Source organism: Psychromonas sp. SA13A (genome assembly GCF_011378715.1).
GTDB lineage: Bacteria > Pseudomonadota > Gammaproteobacteria > Enterobacterales > Psychromonadaceae > Psychromonas.
In genome coordinates, this window is sequence record NZ_WTKU01000022.1 from 62,850 (window position 1) to 76,780 (window position 13,931).

Sequence of the window (13,931 nt, forward strand, 5' to 3'; positions counted from 1 at the left end):
CACTCGTGTCATGCTCCGCGATCGAATGAAAAAGCATTAACACTCAATATTGTTAAGCTTAAAAAGAAAAAATAATAGTTAATTAGAATATCGAAAATAGCGTGAAAAATACTCAAATCAAAATAAGAAAGAGATTTAAATGACTAATAAAGCAGTAAAAAAAGGCATCATGGTATGTGGTCACGGTAGCCGTGATAAAGACGCCGAAATGGAATTCTCATTGGTTGCTGAAGGACTAAAAAAACGTTTTCCAGACCTACCGGTTGAATACGGTTTTTTAGAATATTCAGCACCTAATATTCATATGGGACTAAATAACCTGATCGACCAAGGTGTTGAACATATTTATGCCGTGCCAGGCATGTTATTTGCGGCTACTCATGCAAAAAATGATATTCCTTCAGTATTAACAACCTTTGAAGAAAAAAATGAAGGTTTGCAAGTTAGCTACGGTAAAGAATTAGGTTTACAAGAGCCTATGATTAATGCATTTCAAGCTCGTATTTATGAGTCATTAGGGTTAGATGCGAATAATCCACCTGCTGAATTATACGATACTATGTTAGTTGTGGTTGGGCGTGGTACATCGGACACACAAGCGAATGCTGAAGCTGCTAAATTGACACGTATTGTTAGTGAAAATATGGGCTTTGGTTGGGCAGATACTGTTTATTCTGGCGTGACTTATCCATCGGTTGGTGTTGGTCTTGAAAAGCTAGTTAAACTTGATTATAAGCGTATTGTCGTTGCGCCTTATTTCTTATTTACGGGCCGATTAATCAAACGTATTTCTGGTTATGTCGATAAAGTGGCAAAAGAAAATCCAGGGGTTGAATTCATCAATACACCTTACTTACGTGACCACGAAAAAGTGATCGATGCTTTTGAGGTGCGTGTTCGTGACATCATGGATAATACACAATCGAGTGAAGAAGATTTAATGGCTATATTTAAACGTCGTTTAGCCGCGGGTGAAATTGATGTTCATCATCACCATGCTGAATATCAAGATCCAGAGGCGCATAGTCACGATCATAGTGACAGTAAAGAACACAGCCACGATCATGCTCACGACCATAGCCATTCACATGACGACTCTCATAAACATGATGGTCATAGTCATTCACACGATCATTCGCATAGCCACTCACACCAACATTCGCACAGCCATAGCGAGCCTGAGCCTCATAGTCATGGTGTTTACAAACATATCGCTCACCCGTTAGGGCCAAGAACAATGATTGGTGAAGGCATCTGTTGTTGTTTCATGAGCCAATTCCCTCAAGAGTTATTGGACGAAGAGATGGAACGTATTAATAATGGCGTACAAGGTGAGGCACTAGCACATAGAAAATAGTAGCTGTAAGCAGTATTTGTAAATTTTGTAGGCGCTAATGATGAGAAAGTTAGTAACATTAGCGCTTGCAGGATTTAATCTTCCTGTGAACTAAAGGTTAGCTTTTATGTCAGAAATTATCAGGCTTTAAAAGCTAAAATAATTTAAAAATGTAAGCGTTATGATTGATTAATAGTTACCTTAATTAATTGATATTCATTCAGCTAACTAATGCTAAAGTTTACAATGCCAAATATGCTAGCCCTCAAGCTATACTTATTAACTAATACAAGAGCTTATATTGAATAATAAAATTAACTTTTATCTTGCTCGTCATGGCCAAACCGAGTGGAATTTACAGCGACGTATTCAAGGGCAACTTGATAGTGGGTTAACACAAGCAGGTCAACAGCAAGCCTCACAGTTAGCAGTTAAGTGTGCTGATTTGAACCTTACGCAAATACTCACATCACCACTTGGTCGTGCCGTTGATACCGCTAATATTTGTGCTCAATATTTACAGTTGCCCGTTAAGCAAGTAGCAGGCTTTGAAGAACGTCATTTTGGTGATTGGCAGGGGAAGTTAGTTAGTGAAATGAAAAGTAATCCTAATTATGTAGAAATAACCTCACAAATAACCGATTGCCAACCAAATCAGGGTGAAAGTGCAAAACAGTTATTAACCCGCTTTCAAAATACATTAATTAAACAGCTTGAAGCATCTAATGATGAGTTAAATCTAATTATTAGCCATGGTGATATCTTACGTTGCTTTATGGCAAAGTGGTTCGCTCCTGATCTGCAATCGCAAGTTCATGTGGCATCAACAACCGCATCCCCAGTTATCCCGGCAACCAGCACAGGTTATGACTATAAGAATGCACAGTTAATCGCATTAAGTTACGATATTAAGACGGGTACTTTCTCAGCGCTATGATGTTATTTATTACTTTGATCATGGCATTGACCATTGATCATTATATTGGCGAGCCTAATCGTTTTCATCCTCTGGTTATATTCGGAAATTTAGCTCAAAAATTAGAAAAAAGATTAAATAAAGGCAGTGACAAGCAACGCTTTTGGTCAGGGATATTAGCTTGGTTAGTGCTGGTTTTACCGGTGCCATTAACATATTGTCTTTTAATGTTATTTTTGCCGACTTACCTGATGGTGCTGATTAACATTTATATTGTGTATTGGGCCGTTGCATTAAATAGTTTGAATCTACACGGTATGCAAATTTATACACCGTTAATGAATGGTGACTTAACCACAGCACAACACTTCTGCTCCTATATTGTAAGCCGAGATACCAGCCAGTTAGATCAGCAAGACATTAGTCGCGCAACCACGGAATCAATGTTAGAGAATGGTCATGATGGTGTCACTGCAACGCTTATCTATTTTGTGTTGGGCGGAGCGCCTTTGGTCATTGTGCATCGCCTAAGTAATACATTAGATGCAATGTGGGGTTATCGTACGCAGCAATTTAATTATTTTGGTAAGTTCAGTGCGCGTATGGATGATATTTTAGGATTTGTGAGCGCTAAAATAACTACGTTATTATTTGCTGTCATTGCTTTAATGAAAACTAGCAATATCATTAAAAACATTAGTCTAAGTAAGCAAGTGATGGTCAATGCCTATTGCCAAAGTTTATCCTACAAAAGCCATAACGGTGGTTGGGTAATGGCATCAGGTGCAACGCTACTTAATGTATGTTTGGGCGGTTCTGCGGTTTATTTTGGAAAAATAGTACATTCTCCGCTGTTAGGGCAAGGTGAAACTGTAAATAGTAAACATATTAAAGCTAGCTTAAGTCTGGTCAAACAGGCGGTTTTGGCTTGGTTAGTTATTGTTTTTATTTATGAATATTGTCTCTAAATTCAACCTTAGGATAGAGTCATAAGTGCAATCAATAAAAATACTCGTTAGTGAAAGTACAGTTTTGAAGCATAGCGTTCCTAAAAAATAGCATTACAGAAATCCAACAAGGTGCAATCGAATAATGGCAATATTACATGGCGGACAGCTTAGTCGCGTCGCAAAGCAGTATCAAATCCCAGAGAAAGAGTGGGTAGATCTGTCTACGGGCATTGCACCATTTAGTTACCCGATCCCCAATATTCCAGCTCATATATGGCAAGATCTTCCTACTATTTCGCAAGGTTTAGTCAATGCAGCTAAAGCCTATTATCAAGCACAGTATTGTTGGCCGTTAGCTGGCAGTCAACAATTGATTGAAAAGTTACCTGAACTGTGGAATTACAAAGTGGCTGAACTCAATAAAACTCCACTCAAAGATATGCATGCCTATTTACCTAAAGTAGGTTATAAAGAACACCAACAAGCTTGGTCTAAAGCTGGTTATCAATTACATTTTTATCAACAGTCATTACCCAGTGAGATACAAAAAAATAGTGTGGTGGTGGTGATCAATCCAAATAATCCTCTAACCGATGCTTTTACTATTGATCAATTAAAAAAATGTCAGGAGCTATGTACCCAGCAACAAGCTTTATTGATCATTGATGAAGCATTTGCAGATGTTTTTGAGCCTGAATTTAGTTTTATTTCTCACCTTGCGGATTTAAATGATATAACCTATCAAGAACATCGCTTAGATCAAATTAGAGCAAATGTGATTGTATTACGCTCCGTTGGAAAATTTTTTGGGCTTGCTGGTTTACGTATTGGTTTTGTTTGTAGTAGCCAAGCGTGGTGTGAAACTATTCAAGAAAATATTGGACCTTGGTCAATCAATGGACCGGCATTATTCATTACTGAACAGGCTTTAAAAGATAAAACGTGGCAAGTAACTCAAAAAATGCGATTACAGCAACAAAGCAAAGCAATGCGAACTATACTCAAAACACATTTTGTAGGTGCACGTATTGAAGCCAATGCATTGTTTATTACTGTTTTTCTGAATCAAGCCGCAGATGTTTATCATCAGCTTTGTAAACAAGGTATTTATGTCAGATTAACCGATGAAAATGACTCATTACGTTTTGGCATTGCTAATGAAACCCAATTAAAAAAATTGAAGTTGGCATTAATAAAAGTAATGAGTTATTAGCCCAACTTTACGTTCATTGTTTAGACTATGAGTGTTGTAAGTTATTTTATTTGTTTTACCTGTAAATTTAGATCCAGTCTTAACGTTAAGGGAGGTGGAAAGTGGCGTTTTTTGAAAACTTACTCGATAGATACGAAAAAAACGGCGCAATTTTAACGTTACAATTAGACGGGACTATTCTCGAGGTTAATCAATACTACTTAAAAATGCTCAATACAACCACTGATAATACCATTGGTAAAAATATTAAAGAGTTTGATCTGCATTTAGCTGAACAGGGTATTTCAACACTGCACAATACAACCTATGGGCATTATCATTCTCGTTTACTTACTATGAATGCTAATACGACTCCCGTTGAAGTCGTATTTTTCCGCCGCCATGATCAAACCAATGTGATCACTTTATTTATTAAAAACTTATCTTACTTAGATGAAGCAAAGCATGCGTTATCTTTTTTATCGAAAATGTATCGAGAATATAAAGAAGCAGTATTGGTTACAGATGCATCGGGTTATATTTTATGTGCTAACGATAGTTTTAGTGAAATTACAGGATACTCCAGTCAAGAGGTGTTGGGTAAAACACCCGCGATATTAAAATCAGGTAAACAAGACAAGCATTTTTATCGTAAATTTTGGCAAGAGTTAGTAAATACCGGTAGTTGGCATGGTGAGATTTGGAATAAACGTAAAAATGGTGAGGTATTCCCAGAGTGGTTAAATGTCTCATGTTTAAAAGACGACAATGACATTATTACGCATTATATTTGTCAATTTAACGATATCACCACATTAAAAAAATCAATAGAAGAAAAGAAGTTTCATACTTATTATGACTCATTGACTTGTTTACCTAATCGTAGATTATTATTTGAAAAACTAGCTGAATTACAAAAATCTAATGCAGTTAAACCTGCTTATTTTGCGGTTTTGTGTTGTGATTTAGACCGTTTTAAAATGATTAACGACACATATGGTCATCATGTGGGTGACGAGCTCTTAAAGTGTATTGCTAATCGCTTTGAAAGACGATTAAGAGATAATGACATACTTGCACGAAGTGGCGATGATGAGTTTGTTGTTGTTATCGAAGGTGAAGAGTCACTTAAAAACATAGATAAAATAACGGCTAAACTATTAACTATCTTTGATCGTCCTTTTCTTACTGGGTATGGACAATTTAAAATGTCGATCAGTATTGGCATTAGTCAGTTCCCTGTAAATTCAACGGATTTACGCGAGCTTATCTCTTTTGCCGATGTAGCGATGCAAAAAGTGAAGCGGTTAGGTGGTAATCAATATGCGATTTTTGATTCATCAGAGAAGCAGTTAGTTCGACAACAACACTTGTTAGAGCAAGATATAAAAGTGGCTTTATCTAGGCAAGAGTTTGAAGTCTGGTATCAGCCTCAAATTAATTCAATTACCAACCAGGTTTATGGTGTCGAATGTTTACTAAGATGGAAACATTATGATCATGGCATTATCTCACCTAATATCTTCATTCCGATACTTGAATCTAATGGCATGATGAAAGAGGTCGGTGACTTTGTCATTGAAACGGCCTGCATGCAGGTGAAAAAATGGCAAAAAAAACAAAAGTTTAACGGTATTGTCGCGATCAATGTTTCCCTACGACAATTAGACAATGAAGGTTTTGTATCAACCATCGAGAATATACTTAATAAGTATCAGATAGAAGGTTGCTCAATAGAACTTGAAGTGACGGAATCTTTGTTCTCTGAAAATAATAAATACTTGATCCCAACACTACATAAATTAAGAGCTTTAGGTATCAAGCTATCAATAGATGATTTTGGTACTGGGTACTCTTCGCTACAGCGTTTGAAAACGTTACCCGTTGATAATGTAAAAATAGATAAGTGTTTTATCGATAACATTGTTGATTCAGAAAAGGACCTATCCATTATCAATGCATTGATCTTGTTATCAAAAACCTTCAAATTTGGATTGATCGCAGAAGGTATTGAAAGCAAGCAACAAGCGGATTGTCTGAATCGATTAGGTTGTTTCAATCATCAAGGCTTTTTGTACAGTAAACCTCTCAGAATTAACGATTTTGAAACATTACTTGATGATCATAAGGTTAATCATTTACACCTCTAAGTTCATCTGTCATCTTTAATACTTTAGTCTCTTTGCTAATTTCTTGGTAACCATCGTTTGCTAAAAATTTTATGCAGAGAGAAACCTCTAACCCTATACCTCTAACCTTATAATTGAAGAGAGATTATCATGAAAAAATTTATTACATTTGTATTGTTCTCATTTTTTGTTTCAGGCTACGCGCAAGCTTCAGAAGGTTTAATTTCAGTTGAGAGTACTCATTCAGCAAAAGAGACCGCAGATAAATTTGCATCAATCGTAGAAAAAAAAGGATTAACGCTTTTTGCTCGAATTGATCATCAAAAAAATGCTGTTGGCCTTGATTTAACAATAAGATCAACGGAAGTGATCATCTTTGGTAATCCAAAGGTTGGTACGCCAATTATGCAATGTTCACAACTAGCGGCCATTGATCTTCCTCAAAAAGTATTAATTTGGACTGATGCGGATAACAAAGTTTGGCTTACTTACAACGACCCTGAGTATATGAAGCAACGCCATGATTTGAAAGGATGTGACAAAGTATTAATGAAAGTATCCAATGTATTAAGTGGCTTAACGCAAGCGGCTGCAAAATAACTAACACGTTTAATTGTTAATTGTTAATTGTTGATTTTCAGCAAATAAAATCAATTGCTTAGCTTTATAAAGACAAAAATAGTCAAACCCTATATTGATTAAATTCGCTATAGGGTTTGACGCCTTCGCAACATAATGGCTTATTAAACTAACACCTCAAAAAACACTCAAAATTTAAGGGAATTTATGAAACTATCTTCTATTGCTTTACTTTCAATCGCTGCTATTAGCTTTAATACTCAAGCTGACTTATTGGGTGATATTCAAGAAAAAGGAGTACTAACTATTGGTACAACGGGCGACTACAAACCTTTTAGTTATTACGATGATACACAGTATTCTGGTTACGATATTGATGTTGCAAAACATTTTGCAGAGCAGTTAGGCGTTGAAGTACGTTTTGTGCAAACGACTTGGAAAAATCTAGTCGGAGATCTTAAACAAGGAAAATATGATATCGCAATGGGTGGGATCACTCGTCGAATGTCACGTCAATTAGCAGCTGAACAATCTCAGGGCTATATGACCTTCGGTAAAGTGTTTTTGGTTGCCAATGGCAAGCAAGACCAATACGACACATTAAAAGAAGTGAATGTACCGAGTGTTAAAGTAGGTGTGAATATTGGTGGAACTAATGAAAAATTCGCAGAACAATTTCTGACTAAAGCCACCATTGTAAAATATGAAAATAACCTTGATGTCCCCAAAGCAGTATCCGCCGGTACGGTCGATGTGATGGTAACTGAAACTCCTGAAGCTTTATTTTACCAAGCAACGGATAAAACCCTACAAGCAGTAAGAGAAGAAAACCCATTTACCAAAAGCCAGTTTGGTTACCTCATGCCAGTAGGAGAAGAACGCCTATTAAACACAGTTAACTTCATCATGGATGAAATGAAATTAAAAGGCGTTGATAAAGAACTAATGAAGAAAAACTCATTATTATAATTAAAGCTAAATAACAGTTTGGGTTAGATCTAAAATGATCTTCTGTTAACACCTTTCTTTTCTGGTAAGAGAAAGGTGTGTCGCCGATAGAATGAAATCAATGCTAATAATGATCAAACATTCACGTCGAGCTCAGACGAGCTTAAACCACTAACAATTACTATGAATGATAATCAAGCTGCCACAACGAGCGCAGTCGAGTCAAAACCGAAAGAAAGCTCATCAATGTTGAATCCGCCAAATTTTAAAAAATTAGACTCGTCAGCACTTACCGGTCATTAACATTTATATTGATTGCTTTGGTGCTGTTTGCTTCTGAATCATGGTACTAGCTGCAATAAGCGTCGCTGCACCAATCAATTGCACCTGTGTCATCGCGACACTTAAAAATAACCAGTTGATAAATATAGCTGCTACAGGAAAAAACATTTCAGCAAGTGTCGCCCAATGAGCAGGGATCCGCTTTAAGCCTTGGTAATAAAAATACATACCAAAAACACCGGAAAGTAGCGCCAAAATCGCAATTTTTTGAAAAATACTTATTTCAATAGTCGTGACTAAAGTTGGGGTGATAAACGCAAAAGGCAACATCCCTAAAAGTCCAAAACTAAAACGTCCAGCCATTAGATCGATGCTGTTTAGACCTTTTGAACTTAACTTTTTACCAAATACCGTTGCACTTCCCCAACTGATCACTGCAAATAAAGCCAGCCCGTAACCTAGTAGCGCCTTATTATTATGCTCCAAATCTCCTTCTCTAAAACTAGAGAGTAAAGCTTGTAGATCTGGCCAAATAAGCAACAAACTACCTAAAAGTGCTAAACCTAGCCAGATAAAAAATCGCGAGTTAATTTGTTCTTTTAATAATACGCAAGCTAAAGTTACCGCCACTAAAGGCTGTAGCTTTTGTAATAGGATAACTACAGTTGGATTAGCCAGATAAAAGGCTTCAGTGAAAGCTAAAGTGCCCAGTGCAGATCCAAATACGCCTATAACAATAAATGGCACAATAGTCTGGCGGCTAAGAAAGTTGAACTTGCGACGTTGCACAATAAAAAATGCGATAATCACAGTAACAAGGATCAGATGTTCAAATAAAACAATCTGTTGTGCACTTGAACCACCAAACAGTAAAGGATAGCGGATAAGAGTGTCTGCGGCCCAAAGTAGGCACGCAAAAAATATAAAAGTAATACCTGTCATGACATTTCCTAAAAATAAAAAGGATAGAAAGACAGAGCGTGGAACGAATCTAATTCAATGATGCTGATATAGCAATTATAAATAACTGTAACACTAGAGTGATCTATTTTACTGCTTGAATTTTCAATTATTAAACGCGCTTACTTGTTTCTTTATCGAATACTTCACAAAAGAAGTAACTAAAAAAACTAACGCGATTAATCATCAAACTCATCAACCCACACCTTTAACTAAGGTATGTATGCAGTGCAAAAATCACTATACTTTCTATTACTATTGCTATTAAAAATAGCAAAAGCTAAGCATCACTGAATAAAACATACAGATTAAAATTTGGTGAAGGTAAATGACTTTAAGAAAGCCATTAATCTTATAAAACTTATTCCTGTTTACACAAGACTACGCTTAGTTTGACAAAATTTAAAAAAGTCACTCAAAAAATGCTTCAACGACTTATAAGAACCGTAAAGTATTATTTGTTATGACTTTTAATCTGTTTGTTATCGATCTTCTTCCATCCGGACTATAACCGTCGGCTTTGGCCTCTTACCAAATCTGCTTGACCCTAACTTAATAGTTAGGCGCTCGTGGGCTCTTTTACTCACAAATATTGCTTGTAAAAATACCACCGGTGGGGAATTTCACCCCGCCCTGAAGTCGAATTGATTGAAACTATTTTATAAATAAATCAACCAAGCATTATAGTAATAATATTTTTAAAAAAAACAAGTAAAATGAAGTGCTTGATGCTTCTATTTAATTAGCGAAATGAATAAATAAAATGCCCATTAATAATGTTCTTCATTTAATCACAATAGCAGAGCCCACAAGCTGAAATAAACTACAGAATTTAAGCTCGTAGAATAAAAACACTACAAAAAATAACGCCCAAACTTCCACAATAATACGTGACTCAATGTCCCTACAGCATGGCCACTGTCGAGTTTTCCCAAATTATCAATGGCTTTTAGCAAAACCAAACTGGATGTTTGGATTAGGCTCGTTTGGCACATGGATGTGCCGTAACAGGCGGTGCGCTATAAAAGCGATTTATTATTTGGAACAGAGAACGTTCCCGTGTCAGTCTCTTTGACTTTTTGGAGTACTAATTTCTCTTCTGACAAAGGGAAAGTAAAGGTGCCGACATGGCGAAACAACTGTTAATAATAATCAAACTGCTACGACGAGCTAAAACCACTAACAATCCCTATCAATAATAATCCAAGCTGACTCGACGAGCGCAGACGAGATGAAACTCAAAGCAAACTGGGAGATATATAGCTAAGCCACAATAGAACATCAACTCATAGTGGACGTACAACACCACCGTAAAGTTTTCCCAAGTCATCAACTCCTTTTAGCAAAGCCAAACAGGACGTTTGGCTTAACTTCATTCAGCACAAGGATGTGCTGTATGAACTGGTGCGTTATAAAAGGAGTTTATTACTTGGAGCAGAAAACGCATCGGTGTCAGTTTCTTTGCCTACTTTCTTTTCTGATAAAAGAAAGTAGGGGCGCCGACAGGGCGAAACCACTGTAAATCATAATAAAACTGCCTCGACGAGCGTAGACGAGCTAAATACCAAACAACCTCACCAAAACAAGCGCTGGTCGCCATAAGGGCGAAATACCAAGCATACAATTAATCACACTGACCAGATGAGCGTAGGCGAACCTAACTCAACCTAACTCAAACCTAACTAAAATCACACCCATCCCAAGCAAACTCATTAATACAACAGACATAAAAAAGGCCTTACTCCAGTGAAACTGAAATAAAGCCTTAATACATTCAAACTTTTAACTTAAAAACCTCTAGCCTAAAAAAATGCTTGAGTGATTAGCTAAAAAACACTTTAAAAAATTATAATCCTAAAGATTCTAAAGTTTTAAGGGTTAAAGCACCTTGGTTAAGATTTTTATCTTTCTGATAAGCATTAACTGCTGCACTGGTTTCTGGACCGTAAACACCATCAATGCTTGAAATTTTATATTTCTCACCTTGTAGCGCACGTTGTAATTTTGTAACTACATCTGGCGTAGTGTTAGTTTCACACAAAATTTCTTGCCATCTTAAGTACGGTTCAGCCACTTTAACGGTTGTGTCATAAGTATCGTAAACGGCTGGAATAGAAATTTTCTTCTCCGTCGCTGGCGTATCTAAAATACGTGTTTTAACCATTTTACATAATGCTGGAATCGCAACTTCTCGTGTTGTCGCTGCCGTTGCTAAAGCGGTTTTAGTAACAGAACCATAGATAGCAGGTGTAGTAACCGTTTTCGTTGTTGCTGGTGTGACTAACTCTTTCTTAGTAATAGTTTCATAAACAGCCGGCGTTTTAACTTCTTTTGTTGTTGCAGGCGTAACTAGTTCTTGTCTAGATACAGTTTTGTATGTCGCTGCTGTTTTAACTTCTTTAGACGTTGGCGCATTATCTAAAGCACGTGTTTTAACTGTTTTGTAAACAGCAGGAGTAACAACTTGTTTAGTATAAGCGTCTTTATCTAATACTTTAGTTGTAACCGTTTTGTATACCGCTGGGAACTCAATCAAACACATGATATCACCCGTTGAGTGATCCACTTTTTCTATCTCGCCACGACCTTTTTTCCATGCGGTATAAGCAGGAGAAACTAACACTTGTGTTGACACTGTTTTATATGTCGCAGGGATGGTCACTAATGCTGTTTTTTCAGGTTCAACCATAATCGTTTCAGAAGTAACTTTATAAGTTGCAGGAGCTGTCACTAATGCTGTTTTTTCAGGCGCAACCATTATTCTTTCAGAAACCATTTTATAAACAGCAGGTACTGCCACTAGTCTGGTTTTCTCTGGTTCAACCATCACTCGCTCAGTTACTGTTTTATAAACAGCAGGAACAGGCACTAATTCTGTTTTTTCAGGCTGAACCATTACTTGCTCAGCAAAGGTTTTGTAAGTCGCCTCAACGGGTATTAGTCTTGAACTTGCTTCACGAATAGTTACTTTTTGCTCAACAACTTTATAAGTAGCTGGTGTAATTTGAATTTGCGATTGCGCTTCTTTAATTAAACGTTCAATGGGTCTTGTTTCATATTTTGCAGGTACTAATACCTTCGCATAACACTCACCAGCTTTAGCATGCAGCGGAACTAAAGAGTTTTGCACCGCATCTTTATCATTTAATTGTGCTTGTGACACCGTTGCTTGTGAGTTTAAATTCGCAATAGTATTGTTTTTTGACTGAAGTTGCTCAGTCAGCGATTGAATTTCTTGATTTTTCATCATCAAGGCTTCATCTGAACTGTCAGTTGTAGTACATCCTGTAACACCTAACATAACTACCGCAGCAGCGGCTGATATTTTGAAGAATTTATTCATTTGATTTCCTTTTCGTTGTGTTTGTCAATATTTTACCACAAAAGAATAGCTTGCATCTCAATTACTTGCTAATTTTATGATATAGTTAGAATAATTTTTAAACAAAGGAAGGAGTTAACAATGGAAAAGTTAAAAACATTAATGGTATCTTCAGTGCTAGGTTTAGGCTTAATGAGTACGGCTTATGCTGCTGACGACTGTATTATGGTTGCAGATTTAAATGTTGAGTTTAAAAATGATTCAACTGTCTATATGAATGGTGGCGAAAGAAAAGAAATTGCGGAGTTTGCAGATTTTCTTAAAAAGTATGATCTTTATGCAATTGTAGAAGGGCATACTAGTAAATTTGCAACGGCACCTTATAACTACGATTTATCTTCAAAAAGAGCCGCTAAAGTGAGATCTGAACTTATCAAGCTAGGCGTTAAATCATCACAAGTTGGCGCATTAGGTTTTGGTGAAAGTTCACCATTATATGACAACAATACTGAAGTTGGTGCACAGCAAAATAGACGCGTGATTGCTGAAGTATTTAATAGTAAAGCAGAGTTATCTGATTACTTAGCTTCAGAAAAAAAACGTGTTGCTAAAATAAAGTTTCAAGAGCAATAGGTTAGCGTCAATCTATAATTAGATGATGGAAAGAGGCAATAAGAGGTGTTAATAAACCTATTATTGCCTTTTTTCTTATTTAGATTTAAGCAATAATGGCATGCATAAAACTTTTAATTACTTGCTCTTATTTTTTCTAAAAGAAATGATAAAACTTGGATATATATTGACCACTAAATCTAAAAATGAACAGAGAGTATTAAATAATTTACAAGATCAATGCTCTAACTGTTGAATTGACTAAAAAGATGTAAAAAAGTAGAAATGCTATCCCCTAATTACCTGGCGGATTCAACATTGAAGTGCATAACGACTAAGCAGCTATAACTACCATATGTTCAGCCATTAATTTGGCTGGCGTTTTGTAATTTAGTTTCTTTCTTGGCCTATCATTCAATTTAACGATTACATCTTCAACTTCTGATTGCGATACTTTTTTAAAGTCCGTTGATTTCGGCCAATATTGTCGTAACAAACCATTCGTATTTTCATTCAAACCTCTTTGCCACGAACAATAAGGATCTGCAAAATAAACACCACAATTTAAATATTCGGTCATCACTTCATGATAGGCAAATTCTTTACCATTATCAGCAGTGATCGTAAATATCGCACCTTTGTATGGTTGCAATAAAGCAATCGTAGCAGCAGTCACTGATTTAGCCGATTTGTCATCAACACGCA

11 protein-coding genes and 1 riboswitch are annotated in these 13,931 nt (G+C 36.4%); of the genes, 8 read left to right on the plus strand and 3 right to left on the minus strand.

Annotation, left to right across the window (positions count from 1 at the left end; all coding sequences use genetic code 11):
• Positions 1 to 139: 139 nt before the first annotated feature.
• The 7 genes from GQR44_RS16240 to GQR44_RS16270 all read left to right on the plus strand — a co-directional run bounded on the left by GQR44_RS16240 (position 140) and on the right by GQR44_RS16270 (position 8,071).
• Entirely contained in the window at positions 140 to 1,357 is a 1,218-nt protein-coding gene (locus GQR44_RS16240; RefSeq protein WP_166372743.1) for a sirohydrochlorin chelatase, read from the plus strand.
• Positions 1,358 to 1,637: 280 nt separating this feature from the next.
• The gene (locus tag GQR44_RS16245; protein WP_166372744.1) at positions 1,638 to 2,273 is read left to right on the plus strand and encodes a histidine phosphatase family protein; all 636 of its coding nucleotides are present in this window, start codon (positions 1,638 to 1,640) and stop codon (positions 2,271 to 2,273) included.
• The gene (gene cbiB, locus GQR44_RS16250) at positions 2,273 to 3,220 is read left to right on the plus strand and encodes an adenosylcobinamide-phosphate synthase CbiB (protein WP_240923695.1); all 948 of its coding nucleotides are present in this window, start codon (positions 2,273 to 2,275) and stop codon (positions 3,218 to 3,220) included. The genes GQR44_RS16245 and cbiB overlap by 1 nt, the downstream gene beginning before the upstream one ends.
• Before the next feature lie 124 nt (positions 3,221 to 3,344).
• Positions 3,345 to 4,415 (plus strand): threonine-phosphate decarboxylase, encoded by a 1,071-nt coding sequence (locus GQR44_RS16255; RefSeq protein ID WP_166372746.1) that lies wholly within the window; start codon positions 3,345 to 3,347, stop codon positions 4,413 to 4,415.
• Positions 4,416 to 4,516: 101 nt separating this feature from the next.
• Complete coding sequence (locus GQR44_RS16260; RefSeq protein WP_166372747.1) at positions 4,517 to 6,544, plus strand: GGDEF domain-containing phosphodiesterase; 2,028 nt, start codon at positions 4,517 to 4,519, stop codon at positions 6,542 to 6,544.
• A 129-nt stretch (positions 6,545 to 6,673) separates the two neighbouring features.
• On the plus strand, positions 6,674 to 7,123 hold the full coding sequence (locus GQR44_RS16265; RefSeq protein ID WP_166372748.1) for a DUF302 domain-containing protein: 450 nt from the start codon (positions 6,674 to 6,676) through the stop codon (positions 7,121 to 7,123).
• A gap of 186 nt (positions 7,124 to 7,309) precedes the next feature.
• Positions 7,310 to 8,071, plus strand: coding sequence for a transporter substrate-binding domain-containing protein (locus GQR44_RS16270; RefSeq protein ID WP_166372749.1), 762 nt, complete (start codon positions 7,310 to 7,312; stop codon positions 8,069 to 8,071).
• A gap of 285 nt (positions 8,072 to 8,356) precedes the next feature.
• Here GQR44_RS16270 and GQR44_RS16275 read toward each other — a convergent pair whose 3' ends face one another.
• The gene (locus GQR44_RS16275) at positions 8,357 to 9,274 is read right to left on the minus strand and encodes a DMT family transporter (RefSeq protein WP_166372750.1); all 918 of its coding nucleotides are present in this window, start codon (positions 9,272 to 9,274) and stop codon (positions 8,357 to 8,359) included.
• Between the two features lie 501 nt (positions 9,275 to 9,775).
• Positions 9,776 to 9,937, minus strand: a riboswitch (FMN riboswitch).
• Between the two features lie 1,201 nt (positions 9,938 to 11,138).
• Positions 11,139 to 12,635 (minus strand): peptidoglycan-binding domain-containing protein, encoded by a 1,497-nt coding sequence (locus tag GQR44_RS16280; protein ID WP_166372751.1) that lies wholly within the window; start codon positions 12,633 to 12,635, stop codon positions 11,139 to 11,141.
• Between the two features lie 120 nt (positions 12,636 to 12,755).
• Here GQR44_RS16280 and GQR44_RS16285 point away from each other — a divergent pair, with 120 nt between their 5' ends.
• Entirely contained in the window at positions 12,756 to 13,247 is a 492-nt protein-coding gene (locus tag GQR44_RS16285) for an OmpA family protein (RefSeq protein WP_166372752.1), read from the plus strand.
• Positions 13,248 to 13,560: 313 nt separating this feature from the next.
• Here the strand turns inward: GQR44_RS16285 and GQR44_RS16290 are convergent.
• Positions 13,561 to 13,931, minus strand: a 371-nt coding sequence (locus GQR44_RS16290; RefSeq protein ID WP_166372315.1) for an IS30 family transposase, incomplete at its 5' end; no start/stop codon positions are given.

What these genes read in the sequence shown, in the direction of transcription:
- GQR44_RS16240 (WP_166372743.1), top strand. Translation starts at nt 140, where the DNA reads ATGACTAATAAAGCAGTAAAAAAAGGCATCATGGTATGTGGTCACGGT.
- cbiB (WP_240923695.1), top strand. Translation starts at nt 2,273, where the DNA reads ATGTTATTTATTACTTTGATCATGGCATTGACCATTGATCATTATATT.
- GQR44_RS16255 (WP_166372746.1), top strand. Translation starts at nt 3,345, where the DNA reads ATGGCAATATTACATGGCGGACAGCTTAGTCGCGTCGCAAAGCAGTAT.
- GQR44_RS16265 (WP_166372748.1), top strand. Translation starts at nt 6,674, where the DNA reads ATGAAAAAATTTATTACATTTGTATTGTTCTCATTTTTTGTTTCAGGC.
- GQR44_RS16270 (WP_166372749.1), top strand. Translation starts at nt 7,310, where the DNA reads ATGAAACTATCTTCTATTGCTTTACTTTCAATCGCTGCTATTAGCTTT.
- GQR44_RS16275 (WP_166372750.1), bottom strand. Translation starts at nt 9,274, where the DNA reads ATGACAGGTATTACTTTTATATTTTTTGCGTGCCTACTTTGGGCCGCA.
- GQR44_RS16280 (WP_166372751.1), bottom strand. Translation starts at nt 12,635, where the DNA reads ATGAATAAATTCTTCAAAATATCAGCCGCTGCTGCGGTAGTTATGTTA.
- GQR44_RS16285 (WP_166372752.1), top strand. Translation starts at nt 12,756, where the DNA reads ATGGAAAAGTTAAAAACATTAATGGTATCTTCAGTGCTAGGTTTAGGC.